The organism is Kitasatospora sp. NPDC101235 (assembly GCF_044767505.1).
In the GTDB taxonomy this organism is placed as follows: domain Bacteria; phylum Actinomycetota; class Actinomycetes; order Streptomycetales; family Streptomycetaceae; genus Kitasatospora.
In genome coordinates this window covers 60,513-78,968 of sequence record NZ_JBIWNZ010000010.1, presented here as the reverse complement: position 1 = coordinate 78,968, position 18,456 = coordinate 60,513, and the positions used below count along the sequence as shown (strand labels likewise).

The following is an 18,456-nucleotide window of genomic DNA, read 5'->3' as shown; positions in this document are numbered from 1 at the left end:
CAACCGGAACGGACTGTAAAGCACGTCCGTACGACGGTCGTATCGGCACCCGCCGATCGGCAGGGCCGATGGCCTCTTCCCTGCACCGCGTGGGCGTCCGGTCGCGCAGCGCAACGGCCGCCTCCCGCATGCGGTCGCCGCGGGAACACGCCCGACACGAGCTACCGACGGTTCAACGGGTCCGATCGGTTGCGTCGTTCGAGCGATCGCTCACGACCGCGCGCCGTGCTTCTTCGACCGGTCTCACCCCCGTGCCATGCTGACCCGGTTACGGGTTCTATCACCCACGTGTCCGGCTGGACTCCGCACTCCCCCACGCTGCCCACCGCCCCACGAACGGAGTGACCATGGAAGCCCTCTCCCGCCGTACCCTGCTGACGGCCGGCGCCGTCACCGCCGCCACCCTGGCGGCCGGCTGCGGCAGCAACCACGCCGCCGGCGGAGAGCGGGTGAGCGGCACCACCGTCCCGGCCACCGGGACGGCCGAGGAGCAGGGCAGCACCGCCACCCCGGCCCCGGCCCCGATCCCCCCGCCGAAGGCCGTCCTGATCGGCGACGGCTCCACTTCGGACACCGGCGCCCAGCCGCACCAGCCCGTCCCCGGGCAGCTGCGGCCCGGGCGGCGCCCGCCGCAGTTCGTGGTCTTCTCCTGGGACGGCGCCGGCGAGCTCGACAACGGCCTGTTCGCCCGCTTCCGCCGGCTGGCCCGGGAGCACGACGCGAAGATGACCTTCTTCCTCAGCGGGCTCTACCTGCTGCCCGAGTCCAAGAAGGACCTCTACCGCCCGCCGCAGCACCCGGTCGGCGCCTCCGACATCGGCTACCTGAGCGACCAGCACATCCGCGACACCCTGGAGAACGTGCACGCGGCCTGGCTGGAGGGCCACGAGATCGGGACCCACTTCAACGGCCACTTCTGCGGCTCCACCGGCGTCGGCCAGTGGTCCCCGGAGGAGTGGGACAGCGAGATCGAGCAGGCGATGGACTTCGTGACGAACTGGCGCACCAACACCGGCTTCACCGACCTGCCGGCGCTGCCCTTCGACTACCGCAAGGAGCTGATCGGCAGCCGCACCCCGTGCCTGGAGGGCCAGCGCAACCTGCTGCCCACCGCGGTCAAGCGCGGCTGGCGCTACGACAGCAGCGGCAACGGCACCCAGGTGTGGCCGCAGAAGATCCAGGGCGGCGCGCTCTGGGACCTCCCGCTCCAGTCCATCCCGTTCCCCGGGCACACCTTCCAGGTGCTCTCGATGGACTACAACATCATGTACAACCAGTGCGGCCCCGACACCAGGGCCGACCCGGCGCTCCACCCCGGCTTCCAGGCCCAGGCCCGCGACGCCTACCTGATGGGCTTCGAGCGCACCTACAACGGCAACCGGGCGCCGTACGTCATCGGCAACCACTTCGAGGAGTGGAACGGCGGCATCTACATGAACGCCGTCGAGGAGGTCCTCAAGGCCATCGCGGACAAGCCGGAGGTCCGGCTGGTCTCCTTCCGGCAGCTGGTCGACTGGCTGGACGCCCAGGACCCGGCGGTGCTGCGCAAGCTCCGGACCCTCGCCCCGGGCCAGTCCCCGGCCGACGGCTGGGAGTCCTTCCTCGGCGCCCCGGCGGGGGCCAGGGCCCCCGCCGCCGCCGTCGGCTGACCGTCAGGTCCGGGTGCGGACCCGGCCGGAGAGCAGCGCTCCCAGCAGCGACACCCCGATGCTGGTCAGGAACACCACCGCGAAGGCGCCGGGCGACCCGGCGCCTTCCGCCGTGTCGTGGAGGGCGGCCACCGAGCCACCGCCCAGCGCCGCGAACAGCACCCCGGCCAGGCCGGTGAGCAGCACGTTGCCCAGCGCGTCGCTCATCTGGAGCGCGGCCGAGTTGGCGCCGGCGTCCTCCGGCCTGGAGAGCTTCATCATCAGCACGCTGACGGACGCGATGGTCAGCCCCATCCCGAGGCCGCCGACGCCCCAGGCGACCGCGGCCACCCAGGCCGGCACCGCCGGGACGAGCACCAGCGCGGCGCCCCCGATCGCCACCACGGTCAGCACGAAGCCGCCCCGGATCATCGGCACCCGGAAGCGCTCGGCGGCCGGCCGGCCCTGGAGCCACGAGCCCAGCGCCCAGGTGAGGCCGCCGCTGGTCAGGGTCAGCCCGGCCAGCGTCGGCGAGAGGCCGCGCCGGCTGGTCATCATCAGCGGGATGAACACCTCGGCGGAGAAGAACGCGCCCGCCGACACCCCGCGCAGCAGGATCACCGCCGGCAGTCCGCGCACCGCGCGCAGCGTCCCGGCGGGCAGCAGCCCGAGGACGGCCGGCGCCAGCAGTGCCACCCCGGCCGCCCCGGGGATCAGCCCGATCAGGTCGAGGCGCTGGCCGGCGTACTGCACCAGGCCGGCGCCGACCGCCGCCATCGCGGCCAGCCGGGTGCGGCGGCGGTCGAAACCGCCGCCCTTGGCCACCGGGTGCTCACGCTCGGAGCGGGCGAGCGCCGGGCCCATCACGGCCAGCGGCAGCAGGATCAGCACCGGCACGGCCAGGAACACCCAGCGCCAGCCCAGGTGCTGGGTGACGGCCCCGGCGACCAGCGGGCCGACGATCGAGGGCAGCACCCAGGCCGAGGAGAAGGCCGCGAACACGGACGGCCGCAACCGCTCCGGATAGGCCCGGCCGACCACCACGTACAGCGCGACGATCACCAGCCCGCCGCCCAGGCCCTGGATCGACCGCCCGGCCACGAACACCCACATCCCGGGCGCCGTCCCGGCCACCACCAGGCCGACGCCGAACACCGCGATGCCGGTGAACAGCGGTTGCAGCGGGCCGCGCCGGTCGCACCACTGACCGGAGACGACCAGGGCGAACAGCGTGCTGGTGAAGTACCCGGAGAAGGCGAAGGCGTACAGCGAGACGCCGTGCAGCTGGCGGGCCGCCGTCGGCATCGCGGTGTTGACGGCGGTCGCCTCGAAGGCGATCACCAGGACCACCGAGACGATCCCCAGCGTCAGCGCGCGGTAGCGGCCGCCGAGCACCCCGCCACCGGGGTCGTCGTCGAGGGGTATCGGCACGGGGTCGACCGAGGTGGGGGAGGCAGTGGTCATACGTAACATCGTAAGAGCCGTCTGCCTCGATGACCCCTGACCCCGGTCGGTGATCGGCTCGGCCCCGGGTCCTGGGACGGCGGCGCGGCGCAGGTCAGTGCAGCACCTTGAGGCCCACCACGCCGGAGACGATCAGCAGCAGGCAGACGATCCGGGCCATGGTCGCCGGGTCCCCCAGGACGGCCATGCCGTAGACCGCGGTGCCGACCGCGCCGATGCCGACCCAGGCGGCGTAGCCGGTGCCGATCGGAATGGTGCGCATCGCGTACGCCAGACCGCCCATGCTGAGCAGCAGTGCGACGCCGAAGACGAGGCTGGGAACGAGGCGGGTGAAGCCCTTGGACGATTCCAGGGCGACCGCCCACACGGTCTCCAGGAAACCCGAGACGATCAGAACGAGCCAGGCCACGACAGTGGTACCTCCGCAGTCCACAGCGGCCGGATTGCCGCTGAACTGCGCCGTCTTGTCGTCACCGGGTACGACGCGCTCGTCCGGGGTGGCGGAAATGCCGCCACCTGTCCGCGACGGTAGCACACACTGCCATACAGAATTTACAAAGGGGCGTTGACCCCTCTCCCCCGGATCGGCCACTATGAATTCACTGGCCGTGTGCCCGAGTGGCTTAGGGAACCGTCTGCAAAGCGGTGCACGCGGGTTCGATTCCCGCCATGGCCTCACCGGAAAAGGAATTGCCGGTCGACTCCGAAAGTCGTCCGGCAATTCCTTTTCGCTGTTTCCGTCGTTTCCGTCGCTGTCCGGGGAATCCGGTCAGGCCGTGACGGCGTCCTCCGCCCGGATCGGCAGCCGGCCGACCGGCAGGCCGGTGGCGGCGCGCACGGCCGCGGCGACGGCCGCCGGGGCGACCACCGCGGGAACGGCGCCGACCGCCTTGGCGCCGAACGGGGCCACCACGTCGCGCTCCTCCAGCAGCGTGGCGATCCGCACCTCCGGGGTGTCCAGCGCGGTGGGCAGCCGGTAGCCGGTGAGCGAGGGGTTCTGGAGCACCCCGCCCTCCGTCCGCAGGTCCTCCAGCAGCGCCAGGCCCACGCCCTGGGCCACCCCCGCCTCGATCCGGTCCTCGATCTGGCGCGGGTTCAGCGCCCGGCCGACGTCCTGGGCGACCGTCATCTCGACCACCCGCACGGCGCCCAGCTCGATGTCCACGTCCACCACCGCGCGCATGGCGCAGAACGAGATGGAGACGAAGGCGTCGCCCTGCCCGGCCTCGTCCAGCGGCTCGGTGGGGTGCGGGCGGCACTGCGCGGTGGCCCACAGCTCCTTGCCCTCCAGTGCCTCGGCGACCGGCATGCCGAGCACCCCGTCGTACGAGGTGATCTTGCCGTCGGCGATCTGGAGCAGCTCCGCCGACATCCCGAAGTTCGCCGCGATCGGCTGCAGCAGCTGGTGGCGGACCATCAGCGCGGCCCGCTCGACGGCGCCGCCGGAGACCCAGGTGTGCCGGCCGCGGGCGGACGGCCCGGCGATCGACTGGTCGCTGTCGGCCGGCGCGATGTAGACCTCGCTGACGCCCAGCACGGTCTGCACGATCTGCCGGGCCAGCGTGGCGAAGCCCTGTCCGGCATCGACGGCCGCGCAGATCACCGTGGCGTGGTCGCCGCTGACCCGCACGGTCGCCGTGGAGACCTCGTCCTCGCCCTCGGCGCCCAGCATGTGCACCATGCCGACGGCGTAGCCGATGCCGCGCCGCACCGCCGCCGGGTCGCCCGCGCCGCCGGGCCCGCCGGGCAGCAGCCACTCGGCGTCCGGGTCGTCCACCGGCAGCGCCGGCAGCGGCTCGGCGGCGACCGCGTCGAGCAGGGCGCGCACCGGCGCCGGGCAGGTGACGGCCTGTCCGGTGGGCAGCGGGTCGCCGGTGGACATCGCGTTGCGGCGGCGGATCTCCACCGGGTCCACACCGATCCGGGCGGCCAGCTGGTCCAGCTGCGACTCGTACGCGAAGCAGGCCTGCAGGGCGCCCTCGCCGCGCATCCGGCCGGCCGGCGGGTTGTTGGTGCGCACCGCCCAGGCGTCCACGAAGACGTTCGGGCAGACGTACGGGCCGGCCGAGAAGGCCGTCGCGGCGGCCAGCGCCTCGGCGGAGACGTCCGCGTAGGCGCCGCCGTCCAGCAGGATCTGCGCCTCGACCTTCACCAGGGTGCCCTCGGCGTCGGCGTGGTGGCGGTACCGCAGGAGCGCGGGGTGGCGCGAGGTGTGGGTCTGGAAGGACTCCTCGCGGGTGAGCGTCATCTTCACCGGGCGGCCGGTGCGCAGCGCCAGCAGGGCCAGGGTGACCTGGAAGGAGAGGTCCTCGCGGTCGGTGGTGGCGCCGGGCACGCCGGTGACCACCAGCCGGACCCGGTCCGGCTCCAGGCCGAGGCAGGCGGCGGTGCGGTCGCGGTCGCCGTGCGGGTCGGTGGAGGACAGGTGCAGCTCGACGCCGCCGTCCGGGCGCGGCACGGCCAGACCGGCCTCGGCGCCGAGCGGGGCCGGGTCCTGCCGGCCGACCTGGTAGAGGCCCTCGACGACGATCTCGCCCACCGCGTCCGGGTCCCCGCAGCGCAGCGGCAGGTGGCGGAACAGGTTGCCGTCCGGGTGCAGTGGCGGCGCGGTGAAGGACTGCTCGGGGTCGGTGACGGCCTCCAGCGGCTCGTAGTCGACCGCGATCAGCCCGACCGCCAGCCGGGCGGTGTCCGGGTGGTCGGCGGCCACCGCGGCGATCGGCTCGCCGTGGTGGCGCACCACGCCGGCGGCCAGCACCGGCCGGTCGGAGACGATCGGCCCGGCCGGGGCGCCGTCGGGGGTGCCGTCCGGGCCGGGCGGCAGGTCGGCGGCGGTGACCACGGCGTGCACCCCGGGCAGCGCCAGCGCGGCCGAGGTGTCGATCCCGCGGATCCGGGCGTGCGGGTGCGGTGAGCGCAGCACCGCGCCCCACAGCAGCCCCTCGGCCCACAGGTCGGCCGCGTACGGGTAGATGCCGAGCGCCTTGGGCAGCGCGTCGCTGCGCAGCGGGGAGCTGCCCAGGCCGGTCGGCTCCGGCGCGCCGCCCTCGCCGCCGTCCTGCTGGAGTGCTGCGCCGATGTCGGTAGGCGACGTCATGATGCGTGGTCGTCCTCGGGGAGCCGGATGCCGTGGGCGGGGGTGGCGCCGTACGGGACACCGGCCGGGGCGGCGCCCTCGACCGGGGCACCGTGCGGGTGCGGGGCGGCGTACGGGGTGCCGTGCGGCGGCGTGCCGTCGTAGGCGGCGCCGGGCAGCGGGGTGCCGTGCGCGGGGGTGGGCTCGTAGACCGGGGCGTCGTACCCGGTGTCGTAGCCGTTCTGCTGCTGGTGGCCGTCCGGGTAGGGCACGTAGGTGCCGTGGGCGGGGGTGGCCTGGTACGGCTGCTCGGGGTAGCCCTGCGGCGGGTAGTACACCTGGTCGTCGGCGGCCTGGGCGGGGATGCCGTCCCGGATCGGGGCCAGCACGGTGGTGTCGTACACGCCGGTGTCGTAGCCGCCCTGGGGGTCGCCGTACGGCAGCCCGGCCGGGGCCTGCTCGACGGGGTGCGGCTCGACGGGGTGCGGCTCGACGGGGTGCTGCGCCGCGGGGTGGGCGGCCGGGTGAGGCTCGACGGGCTGCTGCGGGACGTGCTCGATCCAGGCTTCGGCGTCGGTGTAGACCGGCGGCTCGACGGCCTGCCCGGGTTCGACGGGCAGGTCCACCGGCAGCTCGGCGACCGGGCCGGCGGCCGGCTCGGCCGGCGCCTCGGGAGCGGGCTCGACGGCCTCCTCCGCCTGCTCGGCCTCCAGCGCGCGGGCGTCCGCGACGGTCTGGACGGCGGCCAGCACGCCCCGGTAGCCGGTGCAGCGGCAGAGGTTGCCGCAGAGCGCCTGGCGGGCCTCCACCTCGGTGGGCCGGTGGTTGCGCTGGAGGAGGTCGTGCACCGCCATCGCCATGCCGGGGGTGCAGTAGCCGCACTGGACGGCGCCGGAGGCGGCCAGTGCCTGCTGGACGTCGCTCGCGCCGCCGGCGGCCGACAGGCCCTCGACGGTGTTGATCTCGCTGTCGGCGGCCAGGGCGGCGGGCACCAGGCAGCCGGCCACCAGCTGGCCGTCCACCTGCACCGAGCAGGCCCCGCACTCGCCCTGCTCGCAGCCGTCCTTGGCGCCGGCCAGACCGAGCCGCTCGCGCAGCACGTAGAGCAGGCTCTCGCCGATCCACGCGTCGGTGACGGGCCGTTCGAAACCGTTGACCCGCAGCGTGTACGAGGCGCACGGGCGCAGCTCGCGGCTGACCTGCGGGGAGGGGCCGAGCGGGTCGGCGTCCAGGGTCTCGATGGGGTCTGTGGTCACTTCAGCGCCCTTCCCAGTGCCCGTCGGGCCAGCACCGATACGGTACGCCGCAGCCGAACGGCGGCCGCGGTCGGCCCCTCGGTCACGGCCTCCCAGGCGCCCTCGGCACCGTAGTTGTCGGGGACGCAGGCGGCGGCCACGTACTCGCCGAAGGCGGCGGTCGCGGCCGGGTCGATCTCCCGGCTGCCGTCCCAGTCGATGCAGCCGGCCACCCAGGCCTCGGCCTCCAGCGGGCGCAGCGGCACCGGCGCGACGGCCCCGACGGCGCAGCGCACCGCGCGCCGGGCCGGGTCGAGGACGAGCGCGACGGAGGCGGTGGCGCGGGCCGGGCCGCTGCGGCCGGTGGCCTTGAGGAAGACCTGCGGGGCGTGCAGCAGCGGGACGCGCACCCAGGTGAGCAGTTCGCCGGGGCGCACCGGGTCGAGTCCGGTGAGCAGGTGACTGACCGGCACCTCGCGGGTGCCGCCGGCCCGGGCCAGGGTGACGCTTGCCTCCAGCGCGGTGAGCACCGGGAGGGTGTCGCCGGCCGGGGCGGCGCTGACGATGTTCCCGCCGAGGGTGCCGACGTTGCGGACCTGCGGCGGGCCGGCGGTGCGGGCGGCGTCCGCGAGCGCGGGAATGAGCGCGGCGAAGTCGGGGCGGTCCATCCGGGCGTGGGTGAGTCCGGCGCCGAGCACGGCGGTGCCGCCGTCCTCGTAGCGCCAGCCGCGCAGTTCGGTGATCCGGCCGAGGCCGACCAGGGCGGCGGGGCGCAGCCGTCCGGCGTTGACGGCTTCCATCAGGTCGGTGGCTCCGGCCACCGGTACCGCGGCCGGGGCGGCGGCCAGCGCGTCGACGGCCTCATCGAGGGAGGCCGGCAGCATGATCGTCCGGTTCACCTGGGTCCCACCGTGCTCCACTTGCTCATCGATCGCCTGCCGCCCGCCGGCCTTCGGCCGTGCTGTCCTGCGTCAGCAGCCCGGCCTGGCCCGTAGGGTACGGGCGATCGGGCCGGGTTGGGCAACTCTGGCACACAATGCTCGATGATCATTTCGGGGCCGGTGAACGGGACTGCCCGATTGGGACTGATACCGGGCGGTATCTGCCCCGACCCGCCTCGGGCCAGGGCAGATGTTCATCTGTTCTTGACGTCGGATGACCGCTCAGAAGTTCCCGATGAGTAGGACTAACGGACCGGCGGCGGCCCCTCGATCGGCCGGCCGGCCACCCCGGGCCAACGCTGCCAGGGGTGCGGCCCGCCGGGCGGACGGTACTCGACGCCGAGCGCGTCCAACGCCTTCAGGTGTGTCGTCAGCCGCTGCTCGAAACCGGCGAAGTCCCGCTCGGCCGGCTCGGCGGGCAGCTCGGACCAGGCGACCTCGGCGAAGGCGACCAACCGGGGGAAGGCCCGGTAGTCGATGTCCCGGGCGCTGTCCATGAACTCGCTCCACAGGTTGGCCTGGGTGCCGATCACGTGCCGGGCGGCGGCCTCGTCCAGCTGCTTCGGGACCGGCTCGAACCGGTAGACGTCCTCCAGCGTGCGCACGAAGCCGACCGGGATCGGCTCGTCCGGCCCGTCCGCCTGCCGGTGGTCGAAGTAGACGTGCTGCTCGGGGCACATCACCACGTCGTGGCCGGCCTTCGCGGCGGCGATCCCGCCGCCGAAGCCGCGCCAGGAGGAGACCGCCGCGCCCGGGGCGAGGCCGCCCTCCAGGATCTCGTCCCAGCCGATCAGCCGGCGGCCGCGCTCGGCCAGCCAGTGGTCGAAGTGCCGGATGAGGTGGCTCTGCAGTTCGTCCTCGTTGGCCAGGCCCAGCTCGCGTATCCGCGCCTGCGCGGCAGCGCTGTCCTTCCACTGCTCCTTGGGGCACTCGTCGCCGCCGAGGTGGATGAACTCCGAGGGGAAGAGCTCCAGGACCTCCTCCAGCACCGCCTCGAAGAAGCGCAGGGTCTCCTCGGAGGCGTTGAGCACGTTGTGGCTCACCCCCCAGTCGGTCCAGACCCCGAGCGCGGCGGTGTCCACCACATCGGTGTTGCCCAGCTCGGGGTAGGCGGCGACGGCGGCCTGGGTGTGGCCGGGCAGGTCGATCTCCGGGACGACGGTGACCCCGCGGGCGGCCGCGTAGGCGACGATCTCGCGCAGGTCGTCCTGGGTGTAGTAGCCGCCGTGCGGGCGGTCGTCGCGGCGCTCCCCGGCCCGGTAGCCCACCATCGAGCGATCCCGCCAGGCGCCGCGCCCGGTCAGCCTCGGGTAGCGCCTGATCTCCACCCGCCAGCCCTGGTCGTCGGTCAGGTGCAGGTGCAGCACGTTGAGCTTGTGCGCGGCCAGCAGGTCGACGAAGCGCAGCACGTCCGACTTGGGCAGGAAGTGCCGGGCGACGTCGAGCAGCACGCCGCGCCAGCCGAACCGGGGGGCGTCCGCGATGTCGGCGCCGGGCAGCACCCAGCCCTCGCGGCGCAGCGGCGAGCGGCGGTAGGCGTCCGGCCCGAGCAGCTGCCGCAGGGTCTGCGCGCCCCACAGCGCGCCCGCCGGGCCGCCCGCGGCGAGCAGGGCGTGGCCGGGGCGCACCGTGATCCGGTACGCCTCGGCGGCGAGCGCCCCGTCCTGGACCAGCTCGATGCCCGCACCCGGCCGGCCCGGGCCGAGCGGCAGCCCGGTGGCGGCGGTCAGCGTGGCCCGCAGCCAGCGCTCGGCGTCGGCCAGCGCGGGGGGTGCGGTCAGCGTGGTGGCGGCGTCGAGCGGGTAGTCCTCGTCCGGGCGGCGCACGGCACTCGAAGGTGCGGGAATGAGGTCCATTCCGACATCCTGCCCACGCCCCGGACGATTGGCATAGACCACCGGGGAAACCGGGTGCCATGCAAAACGGCGTTGTGCGGGGCGCCGCGCACAAGGGTGTCGCGCGGGGCGCCGCGGACTACTTGTTGTCGCCGTCGCCGCCCTGCGGCTTGCCGATGCCGTCGTAGATCTCCTTGCACATCGGGCAGACCGGGTACTTCTTCGGGTCGCGCCCGGGCACCCACACCTTGCCGCAGAGCGCCACCACGGGAGACCCGGAGAGCGCGCTCTCCATGATCTTGTCCTTCTGGACGTAGTGCGCGAAGCGCTCGTGGTCGCCGTCCCCGTTGGACACCTGCGGGACGGGCTCGACCAGGGTGCCGGTGCCGAGGCCGCGCTCGGGCTCAAGAGTGCTCATGGGTGCCAAGTCTATGGGCGCCTCCGGAAACCCGGCCAGTGTCGCGCCGCCGGGCCGGTGGCTCAGTTCATCGTCGGGTCGTCCGGGTAGGTCGCCAGCAGGGCGAGCGGACCGCGCTGGCGGCGCAGCACCGAGCGCCACAGCCGCTCCGGCTCGGGGCTGGAGACGTCCCCGGGCTCGCAGTCCACCAGGTACCAGGCGCCGCTCTCCAGCTCGGTCTCCAGCTGCCCCGGCGACCAGCCGGCGTACCCGGCGAAGATCCGCAGGCTGCCCAGCTCGCCGGCCAGCACCTCGGGCGGCGCCTCCAGGTCGACCAGGCCGATCGCACCGTGCACCCGGCGCCAGCCGAGCGGCTCGCCGGTGCCCGGCTCCCCCGGCGCCACCGCGAGGCCGAGCGCCGAGTCCAGCGCCACCGGGCCGCCCTGGAACACCACGGCCGGCTGTCCGACGAGTCTGTTCCAGCCGTCCAGCACGCTGCCCACCTCGACCGGCGTCGGCCGGTTGAGGACCACGCCGAGCGCCCCCTCGGCGTCGTGGTCGAGGAGCAGCACCACCGCCCGCGCGAAGTTCGGGTCGGTGAGCAGGGGCGTCGCGACGAGCAGACGGCCGGTGTGGGACCGGCCTCCGTGGGAATGGGCCGCCGTCATGCCCACATGATCCCGCAGAACGGCACTGCTCGGACACCGCAACGCCAGGAAACCCGCCACGCCGGACGAACACCCGTACGGCCGCACCGGGGGAGCGGGTACGGGCCCGGAGAGAGCACCATCACGGGAGAGGCTCACGGGAACCGACCGCACGCCTACTACCATCTACGTCTGGTGGACGCCCTCATACGGTGCCGACTCGGTTTCGCCGGGGGCCCGAACGCGCCCGTACGACCGGCCCACCACCGGCTCTCTCCCGGAGCCCACTCCCCCCGACTCCTCTGGCACCCCGGATTGCGAGAACGATGACCGACGACGTCCTGCTGGTCCACGGCGGAAACCCGCTCGAAGGCGAGATCCGTGTCCGCGGTGCGAAGAACCTGGTACCCAAGGCCATGGTCGCCGCCCTCCTCGGCCAGGGCCCCAGCAGACTGCGCAACGTCCCGGACATCCGCGACGTCAAGGTGGTCCGCGGCCTGCTGCAGCTGCACGGCGTGACCGTGCGCGCCGGCGACGAGGACGGCGAGCTGATCCTCGACCCCTCGCACGTCGAGAGCGCCAACGTCGCCGACATCGACGCACACGCCGGCTCCTCGCGGATCCCGATCCTGTTCTGCGGCCCGCTGCTGCACCGCCTCGGCCACGCCTTCATCCCCGGCCTGGGCGGCTGCGACATCGGCGGCCGCCCGGTCGACTTCCACTTCGAGGTGCTGCGCCAGTTCGGCGCCACCATCGAGAAGCACCCGCAGGGCACCTACCTGGTCGCGCCGCAGCGCCTGCGCGGCACCAGGATCGAGCTGCCCTACCCCTCGGTCGGCGCGACCGAGCAGGTGCTGCTCACCGCGGTGCTCGCCGAGGGCGTCACCGAGCTGCGCAACGCGGCCATCGAGCCGGAGATCGTCGACCTGATCTGCGTCCTGCAGAAGATGGGCGCGATCATCACGCTGGGCACCGACCGGACCATCCTGATCACCGGCGTGGACGAGCTGAACGGCTACAACCACCGCGCGCTGCCGGACCGCCTGGAGGCCGCCTCCTGGGCCTGCGCGGCGCTCGCCACCAAGGGCGACATCTACGTCCGCGGCGCCCGCCAGCTGGAGATGATGACCTTCCTGAACACCTTCCGGAAGGTCGGCGGCGCCTTCGAGGTGGACGACGAGGGCATCCGCTTCTGGCACCCGGGCGGCGAGCTCAAGGCGATCGCCCTGGAGACCGACGTGCACCCGGGCTTCCAGACCGACTGGCAGCAGCCGCTGGTGGTCGCGCTGACCCAGGCCACCGGCCTGTCCATCATCCACGAGACGGTGTACGAGTCGCGGCTCGGCTTCACCGGCGCGCTGAACCAGATGGGCGCGCACATCCAGCTCTACCGCGAGTGCCTGGGCGCCACCCCGTGCCGCTTCGGCGCCCGCAACTTCCTGCACTCCGCGGTCGTCTCCGGCCCGTCCAAGCTGATCGGCTCCGAGCTGGTCATCCCGGACCTGCGCGGCGGCTTCTCGTACCTGATCGCGGCGCTGGCGGCCGAGGGCACCTCGACCGTGCACGGCATCGACCTGATCAACCGCGGCTACGAGAACTTCATGGACAAGCTGCGCGACCTGGGCGCCCACGTCGAGCTGCCCAGCGAGCAGCTGGTCGACGCCTGACGGTCCGGTCACGACGGCGAGAGGCCGGGCTCCCCGCTGGGGAGCCCGGCCTCTCGGGCGTTCAAGGGGTGGCTCAGGCAGCGCCCTTGGCGGCTTCCTTCAGCTTGGAGCCGGCGCTCACCTTGGCGCTGTAGCCCGCGGCGATCTGGATCGGCTCGCCGGTCTGCGGGTTGCGGGCGGTGCGGGCAGCGCGGTGGGTGCGCTCGAAGGTCAGGAAACCGGGGATGGTGACCTTCTCGTCGCCCTTGGCGACGACCTCGCCGACGATCTCGGCGAAGGCGGCCAGAACGGCGTCGGCGTCCTTGCGGGTCACCTCGGCGCGCTCGGACAGCGCGGCCACCAGCTCACTGCGGTTCATGTGTACTCCTGTGGTCTGTTCGCTTGCGGTGCGCGGGGGCCCATCGGTACTCCCACCGGGGGGCACCCGGATGGGCCGCAGGTCCGCACACTGTGCTCATGCAGGCAATGCGTGGTCGCAGGCCGGGTCCGTACCCGATGCCGCGCGCCGGAGCCGTCGAAGGCCCGCCCGCCCGCCTGAATACGAATCCTGCCCCGACCGGCCCCGAGAAAGCCAATCGGGCCCCGGCCGAGCCACCCGAACATAGCCCGCCCGTTGGAGGTATGACGCTCCGTCGGCTCCGGCGGACCGGGCGCGGGCGGCGGTCGGGACGACACGCCGGAAGACCAGGGGGACGTTCCGTACTTGTCGGACACGCCTGCCCCGTGCAGGGCTACGGTACGCCCTAGGACTGACAAGCCCAAACACGCCCCTCGCCCTTGTGTCGCAAGGGTTCGGGGCGGGCTGGGCGGGTATGACCGCTATTCGCACATTTGAGCGATCCGCGACACGTCGCCCCGTCCGGCCGTCAGAGCTTGACGGTGGGGAACGCGGCGGTGTCGAGGGTGCCGACGATGCCGGGGGTCGGACGGGCCGGCACGGGGGCCTCCTGGGCCCCCGCCAGGGCCGCCTCGCGCACCGCCGAGGCGACGGTCTTGGCGACGTCCTTGTGGAACACGCTCGGGATGATGTAGTTCGCGTTCAGCTCGTCGTCGGCCACGGTGGTGGCCAGCGCCCGGGCGGCGGCGATCATCATCTCGGTGTTGACGGTGCGGCTCTGGGCGTCCAGCAGGCCGCGGAAGACGCCCGGGAAGACCAGCACGTTGTTGATCTGGTTCGGGAAGTCGCTGCGGCCGGTGGCGACCACGGCGGCAGTCTGCCGGGCGACGGCCGGGTCGACCTCCGGGTCCGGGTTGGCCAGCGCGAAGACGATCGCGTCCTCGGCCATGGTGGCCAGGTCGTCGCCGTCCAGGACGTTCGGGGCCGAGACGCCGATGAAGACGTCGGCGCCCGCCACGGCCTCCTTGAGGCTGCCGGTGCGGCCCGAACGGTTGGTGTGCTCGGCGATCCAGCGCAGGTTCTCGTTGAGGTCCCCGCGGCCCAGGTGGACCACGCCGTGCACGTCCGCCACGGTGGCGTGCTCGACGCCGGCCGCCATCAGCAGCTTGAGGATCGCGGTGCCGGCGGCGCCGGCGCCCGACATCACCACGCGGATGTCGGCGATCTCCTTGCCGACCACCTTCAGCGCGTTGGTGAGGGCGGCCAGCACCACGATCGCGGTGCCGTGCTGGTCGTCATGGAAGACCGGGATGTCCAGGGCCTCGCGCAGCCGGGCCTCGATCTCGAAGCAGCGCGGCGCGGAGATGTCCTCCAGGTTGATCCCGGCGAAGCCCGGGGCGATCGCCTTGACGATGGCGACGATCTCGTCGGTGTCCTGGGTGTCCAGGCAGATCGGCCAGGCGTCGATCCCGGCGAAGCGCTTGAACAGGGCCGCCTTGCCCTCCATGACCGGCAGCGCGGCCTCCGGGCCGATGTTGCCCAGGCCCAGCACCGCCGAGCCGTCGGTGACCACGGCGACGCTGTTGCGCTTGATGGTCAGGCGGCGGGCGTCCTCCGGGTTCTCCGCGATCGCCATGCAGACCCGGGCGACACCCGGGGTGTAGATCATGCTGAGGTCGTCACGGTTGCGGATCGGCAGCTTGGAGGACATCTCGATCTTGCCGCCGAGGTGCATCAGGAAGGTGCGGTCCGAGACCTTGCCGATCGACACGCCGTCGATCGCACGCAGCTTCTCGACGATCTCCTCGCCGTGCGCGACCGAGGAGGCCGCCACCGTGACGTCGATCCGCAGTGCCTCCAGGCCGGAGGCGGTGACGTCGAGACCGGTCACCGATCCGCCGGAGGACTCCACGGCCGTGGTGATCGCACTGACGGCGTTGCCCCGGGCCGGGACCTCCAGCCGTACCGTGATCGAGTTGGAGACACTGGGCACCGTCGCCATCGACGCTTCCTTCTTCCGTCTGTCCCGCAGGCTCAACATTTTGTTGAAGGCATCGCCTGCGCATGCTAGACCTCGATCGTCGCACCTTCCAAGGGGCAGCCAGAAATAACGTTCATTGAGTGTGCGGACCCGACAATCCCGCCCGACGGCCGCCGGTCTCCCGCCGCTCACTCCTTGCCTCTCCCGGCCGATGCGTTACATTGGACGAGACACCGGCTCGATCCAAGCCCCCGGGCCCAACCTTCGTCCCTTCGAGGGACCACTTGCCGCGAGGCGAGCATGGCGGGTCGGTGTCATCAACGTCTGAAGGCCCCTCACCGAGCGGTGAGGGGCCTTCTTCCGTAGGGGTCGTCAGCCGTGCAGCAGTGCCGGCACGCCGGCCGCGTCCGGCAGGTCGTCCGGGCCGGAGAGCACGGTCAGCCGCTGGGTCGCACGGGTCAGCGCCACGTACAGCACCCGCAGCCCCGCCTCCGACTCGCCGGCGATGCCGGTCGGGTCGGCCACCACGGTCGCGTCGTACTCCAGACCCTTGGCCTCCAGGCTGCCCAGCGCCACGACGCGCCCGCCCAGGCCCTCGGCCCAGCCGGCCGCCTCGTCCCGGCGGTCCATCGGCACCACGATCGCCACGGTGCCGTCCACCTCGGCCAGCAGCCGCTCCAGCTCGACCCGGGCGGCCGCGCCGAAGGCCTCCGGCGAGGGGTCGGTGACGGCCGCGAAGCGCGGCTCCACGCCGACGTGGCGCACCGCGCTCGGCGACGGGGTGCCCGGCGCGGCCAGTGCCAGCACCTTGGCCGCGACCTCGGCGATCTCGGCCGGGTTGCGGTAGTTCACGGTCAGCGTGAAGCGGCGGCGCGGCTTGCCGGAGAGCACCTCGTCCAGCGCCGCCTGGGCCTCCTGCGGGAACGGCCAGGAGGACTGCGCCGGGTCGCCGACGATCGTCCAGGTGGCCATCCGGGACCGGCGGCCGATCATCCGCCACTGCATCGGGGTGAGGTCCTGCGCCTCGTCCACGATGACGTGCGCGTACTCCCTGCGCTCGACCGGCTGGCGGTCGCGCTGGCGGGCGCTGCGGTCGGCGAAGGTGGTGACCTCGTCCAGGCCGCTCAGCAGGTCCACCGCGTCCACCTCGCGGACCTTCGGGCGGGCCGGCTCGCCCAGCAGCACCTGGAGCTCGTCGATCAGCGCGACGTCGTGCGCGGACAGCGCGCCCTCGCCCTCCGCGGACAGGTGGCGCCAGGAGGCGGCCAGCAGCCTGGCCTCGTCCGGGGTGACGGCGCGGCGGGCGATCCGGTTGGTGTGCCGGTGCTGGCGCAGCGTGCCGAGCACCCGGCGCGGGGTCAGCGCCGGCCACCAGGCGTCCAGGAAGTCCAGGAACGACGCCTCGTCCGAGACGTACTCGTCGAAGGACTCCTTCTCCTCCTGGCGCTGCTCGCGGGCGTAGTGGTCGACGGGCTTCGGCAGGTCCCTGGTGGCCTGCTGCCACAGGGCGTCCAGCAGCAGCCTGCGGGCCCGCGGGCGCAGCAGGTTCAGCGGGGTACCACCGGAGCCCACCACGTTGCCGCGCACGGCCTTCAGCCGGCCGGCGTCCAGCTTCAGCACCTCGCCGCGGGCGACCACCTTCAGCTCCTGCGGCGCGCCCAGCTCCAGTGCCGCGCGGGCGGCCCGGCGCAGCAGCTGCACCATCCGGCCCGAGCCCTTGACCCGGGCCGCCTCGGGGGTGTCGTAGCTGCCCGCCTCGATGCCGTCCACCAGCGAGCCGACCGCCCGGATGGCGACCTGGCCCTCCTCGCCCAGTGCGGGCAGCACGCCCTCGGTGTAGGAGACCAGCAGCGGGGTCGGCGAGACCACCAGGATGCCCCCGGCGTAGCGGCGGCGGTCCTGGTAGAGCAGGTAGGCGGCGCGGTGCAGGGCGACGGCGGTCTTGCCGGTGCCGGGGCCGCCGGTGACCAGGGTGGCGCCCGCGGCGGCGGCGCGGATCACCTCGTCCTGCTCCTTCTGGATGGAGGAGACGATGTCGCGCATCGAGTGGCTGCGGGCGCGGCCCAGCGAGGCCATCAGCGCGCCGTCGCCGACCACGGCCAGCTCCTCGCCGTCCAGGGTCGGGGTGAGGTCCGGACGCAGCAGGTCGTCCTCGACGCCGATCACCTTGCGGCCCTTGGAGCGGATCACCCGGCGGCGGATCACCCGACCCGGCTCGACCGGGGTGGCGCGGTAGAACGGGGCGGCGGCGGGCGCGCGCCAGTCGATCACCAGCGGGCCGTACTCGGCGTCCAGCACGCCCAGCCGGCCGATGTGGAGGGTCTCGGCGACGGCCGGGTCGGCCGGGTCGAGCGGGGTGTTCGACGGGATGCCGTGCTCCTCCGGGGCGTCCGCCCGCTGGAGGTCGATCCGGCCGAACAGGAAGTCCTCGAACTCGCTGTTCAGGCGCTGGAGGTGGGCGCCGGCCCGGTAGACCTGGGCGTCGCGTTCGGCGAGCGCGCCGGGGGTGCCGACCTGGACCCGCTTGGCGGCGTCCTCCAGGATGTACTCGGCTTCGGCGAGCTTCTCCTCCAACCGGTGGTAGACGGTGTCGAGGTGCTGCTGCTCACCGGCGATCTCGCGCGCGCGGACGGTCTCGTGGTCGGTGGCGGGGGTGGTGGGCGTGTTGCTCTGCATGGCCTCGGTGGTTGCGGCGGAATCCGGCTCCGGAAAACGAGCGGACGGATGATCCTACGCCGCGACCCCGGGGCCGCGCTGCTCCGGAACGGACAAAAGTCGAAGGCCGCCCTCCGCGGAGCGGTGGACGGCCTTCGGTGTGAACATGGGGTGGTGGAGATGCCGGGAATCGAACCCGGGTCCAGTGGAGTTAATTCAGGGCTTCTCCGAGCGCAGTCCGCTGTGCTTTTCTCGGCCCTGGCGGTCACACGGACAAGCCGCCAACAGGCCCAGCTGCTGTTTGATTTCCCATCCGCCCCCGCAGCCCGGGCGGACGGTTGAGTTCCCTAGATTATGCCAGGGTCCGGGTCGGGAACCCCCCGGTCTGACACCCAAGCGCTATCGCTGCTTATTAGGCAGCGAGAGCGAACTGCTGGGAATCGCGCTTAGAGTTGGCGATTATTTTTTTGCGACACGTGGTTAACGAGATCATTGCCGCGTTCCTCGGCTCGCTTCCCCTGTTTCAACATCCCCTGTCGAAACCGATCATCCCCATGTTTTGTTGAGAAACAGCTCGGACGGCGATCGTCCGT

General features: G+C 73.0%; 13 protein-coding genes, 1 tRNA gene, 1 other RNA gene and 1 riboswitch. Of the genes, 3 read left to right on the top strand and 12 right to left on the bottom strand.

Going from position 1 to position 18,456, the window contains the following annotated elements; translation table 11 throughout:
- The first annotated feature begins 347 nt into the window (after positions 1-347).
- Complete coding sequence (locus tag ACIRRH_RS18550; RefSeq protein WP_403068094.1) at positions 348-1,649, top strand: hypothetical protein; 1,302 nt, start codon at positions 348-350, stop codon at positions 1,647-1,649.
- 3 nt (positions 1,650-1,652) lie between these two features.
- Here ACIRRH_RS18550 and ACIRRH_RS18545 read toward each other — a convergent pair whose 3' ends face one another.
- A complete protein-coding gene (locus ACIRRH_RS18545) occupies positions 1,653-3,092 on the bottom strand; it encodes an MFS transporter (RefSeq protein WP_403068091.1) in 1,440 nt (479 codons plus the stop codon).
- A 94-nt stretch (positions 3,093-3,186) separates the two neighbouring features.
- On the bottom strand, positions 3,187-3,501 hold the full coding sequence (locus ACIRRH_RS18540; protein WP_363385630.1) for an SMR family transporter: 315 nt from the start codon (positions 3,499-3,501) through the stop codon (positions 3,187-3,189).
- 44 nt (positions 3,502-3,545) lie between these two features.
- A riboswitch (guanidine-III (ykkC-III) riboswitch) is annotated at positions 3,546-3,611 on the bottom strand.
- An 85-nt stretch (positions 3,612-3,696) separates the two neighbouring features.
- On the opposite strand from ACIRRH_RS18540, the gene ACIRRH_RS18535 reads away from it, so the two are divergent.
- Positions 3,697-3,768: transfer RNA gene (locus tag ACIRRH_RS18535), tRNA-Cys, on the top strand.
- A 93-nt stretch (positions 3,769-3,861) separates the two neighbouring features.
- Here the strand turns inward: ACIRRH_RS18535 and ACIRRH_RS18530 are convergent.
- The 6 genes from ACIRRH_RS18530 to ACIRRH_RS18505 all read right to left on the bottom strand — a co-directional run bounded on the left by ACIRRH_RS18530 (position 3,862) and on the right by ACIRRH_RS18505 (position 11,244).
- Complete coding sequence (locus tag ACIRRH_RS18530; RefSeq protein ID WP_403068088.1) at positions 3,862-6,189, bottom strand: xanthine dehydrogenase family protein molybdopterin-binding subunit; 2,328 nt, start codon at positions 6,187-6,189, stop codon at positions 3,862-3,864.
- Positions 6,186-7,424: a 2Fe-2S iron-sulfur cluster-binding protein gene (locus ACIRRH_RS18525; RefSeq protein WP_403068085.1), complete on the bottom strand. Its 1,239-nt coding sequence runs from the start codon at positions 7,422-7,424 to the stop codon at positions 6,186-6,188. Before ACIRRH_RS18525 ends, ACIRRH_RS18530 begins: the two co-directional genes overlap by 4 nt.
- A complete protein-coding gene (locus tag ACIRRH_RS18520) occupies positions 7,421-8,287 on the bottom strand; it encodes an FAD binding domain-containing protein (RefSeq protein ID WP_363386089.1) in 867 nt (288 codons plus the stop codon). Before ACIRRH_RS18520 ends, ACIRRH_RS18525 begins: the two co-directional genes overlap by 4 nt.
- A gap of 302 nt (positions 8,288-8,589) precedes the next feature.
- The gene (locus ACIRRH_RS18515; RefSeq protein WP_403068082.1) at positions 8,590-10,200 is read right to left on the bottom strand and encodes a beta-N-acetylhexosaminidase; all 1,611 of its coding nucleotides are present in this window, start codon (positions 10,198-10,200) and stop codon (positions 8,590-8,592) included.
- Positions 10,201-10,318: 118 nt separating this feature from the next.
- A complete protein-coding gene (locus ACIRRH_RS18510) occupies positions 10,319-10,597 on the bottom strand; it encodes a DUF3039 domain-containing protein (RefSeq protein ID WP_224282582.1) in 279 nt (92 codons plus the stop codon).
- A gap of 62 nt (positions 10,598-10,659) precedes the next feature.
- Entirely contained in the window at positions 10,660-11,244 is a 585-nt protein-coding gene (locus ACIRRH_RS18505; protein WP_403068079.1) for a YqgE/AlgH family protein, read from the bottom strand.
- A 305-nt stretch (positions 11,245-11,549) separates the two neighbouring features.
- Between ACIRRH_RS18505 and murA the strand changes: the two genes are divergently transcribed.
- Positions 11,550-12,890: a UDP-N-acetylglucosamine 1-carboxyvinyltransferase gene (gene murA, locus ACIRRH_RS18500; RefSeq protein WP_224282584.1), complete on the top strand. Its 1,341-nt coding sequence runs from the start codon at positions 11,550-11,552 to the stop codon at positions 12,888-12,890.
- Positions 12,891-12,963: 73 nt separating this feature from the next.
- Here murA and ACIRRH_RS18495 read toward each other — a convergent pair whose 3' ends face one another.
- From ACIRRH_RS18495 to ssrA, 4 genes are all read right to left on the bottom strand, one after another.
- Complete coding sequence (locus ACIRRH_RS18495; RefSeq protein WP_030242980.1) at positions 12,964-13,248, bottom strand: HU family DNA-binding protein; 285 nt, start codon at positions 13,246-13,248, stop codon at positions 12,964-12,966.
- 508 nt (positions 13,249-13,756) lie between these two features.
- A complete protein-coding gene (locus ACIRRH_RS18490; protein WP_403068076.1) occupies positions 13,757-15,229 on the bottom strand; it encodes an NAD-dependent malic enzyme in 1,473 nt (490 codons plus the stop codon).
- A gap of 351 nt (positions 15,230-15,580) precedes the next feature.
- Positions 15,581-17,884, bottom strand: coding sequence for a HelD family protein (locus tag ACIRRH_RS18485; protein ID WP_403068073.1), 2,304 nt, complete (start codon positions 17,882-17,884; stop codon positions 15,581-15,583).
- Positions 17,885-18,035: 151 nt separating this feature from the next.
- Positions 18,036-18,417: a transfer-messenger RNA gene (gene ssrA, locus ACIRRH_RS18480) on the bottom strand.
- Positions 18,418-18,456: the final 39 nt, after the last annotated feature.

Bases quoted from the DNA above. Each gene is read 5' to 3' on its own strand.
- ACIRRH_RS18515 (WP_403068082.1), bottom strand. From the start codon at position 10,200: ATGGACCTCATTCCCGCACCTTCGAGTGCCGTGCGCCGCCCGGACGAG.
- ACIRRH_RS18520 (WP_363386089.1), bottom strand. From the start codon at position 8,287: ATGCTGCCGGCCTCCCTCGATGAGGCCGTCGACGCGCTGGCCGCCGCC.
- ACIRRH_RS18530 (WP_403068088.1), bottom strand. From the start codon at position 6,189: ATGACGTCGCCTACCGACATCGGCGCAGCACTCCAGCAGGACGGCGGC.
- ACIRRH_RS18485 (WP_403068073.1), bottom strand. From the start codon at position 17,884: ATGCAGAGCAACACGCCCACCACCCCCGCCACCGACCACGAGACCGTC.
- murA (WP_224282584.1), top strand. From the start codon at position 11,550: ATGACCGACGACGTCCTGCTGGTCCACGGCGGAAACCCGCTCGAAGGC.
- ACIRRH_RS18510 (WP_224282582.1), bottom strand. From the start codon at position 10,597: ATGAGCACTCTTGAGCCCGAGCGCGGCCTCGGCACCGGCACCCTGGTC.
- ACIRRH_RS18550 (WP_403068094.1), top strand. From the start codon at position 348: ATGGAAGCCCTCTCCCGCCGTACCCTGCTGACGGCCGGCGCCGTCACC.
- ACIRRH_RS18545 (WP_403068091.1), bottom strand. From the start codon at position 3,092: ATGACCACTGCCTCCCCCACCTCGGTCGACCCCGTGCCGATACCCCTC.
- ACIRRH_RS18490 (WP_403068076.1), bottom strand. From the start codon at position 15,229: ATGGCGACGGTGCCCAGTGTCTCCAACTCGATCACGGTACGGCTGGAG.
- ACIRRH_RS18505 (WP_403068079.1), bottom strand. From the start codon at position 11,244: ATGACGGCGGCCCATTCCCACGGAGGCCGGTCCCACACCGGCCGTCTG.
- ACIRRH_RS18495 (WP_030242980.1), bottom strand. From the start codon at position 13,248: ATGAACCGCAGTGAGCTGGTGGCCGCGCTGTCCGAGCGCGCCGAGGTG.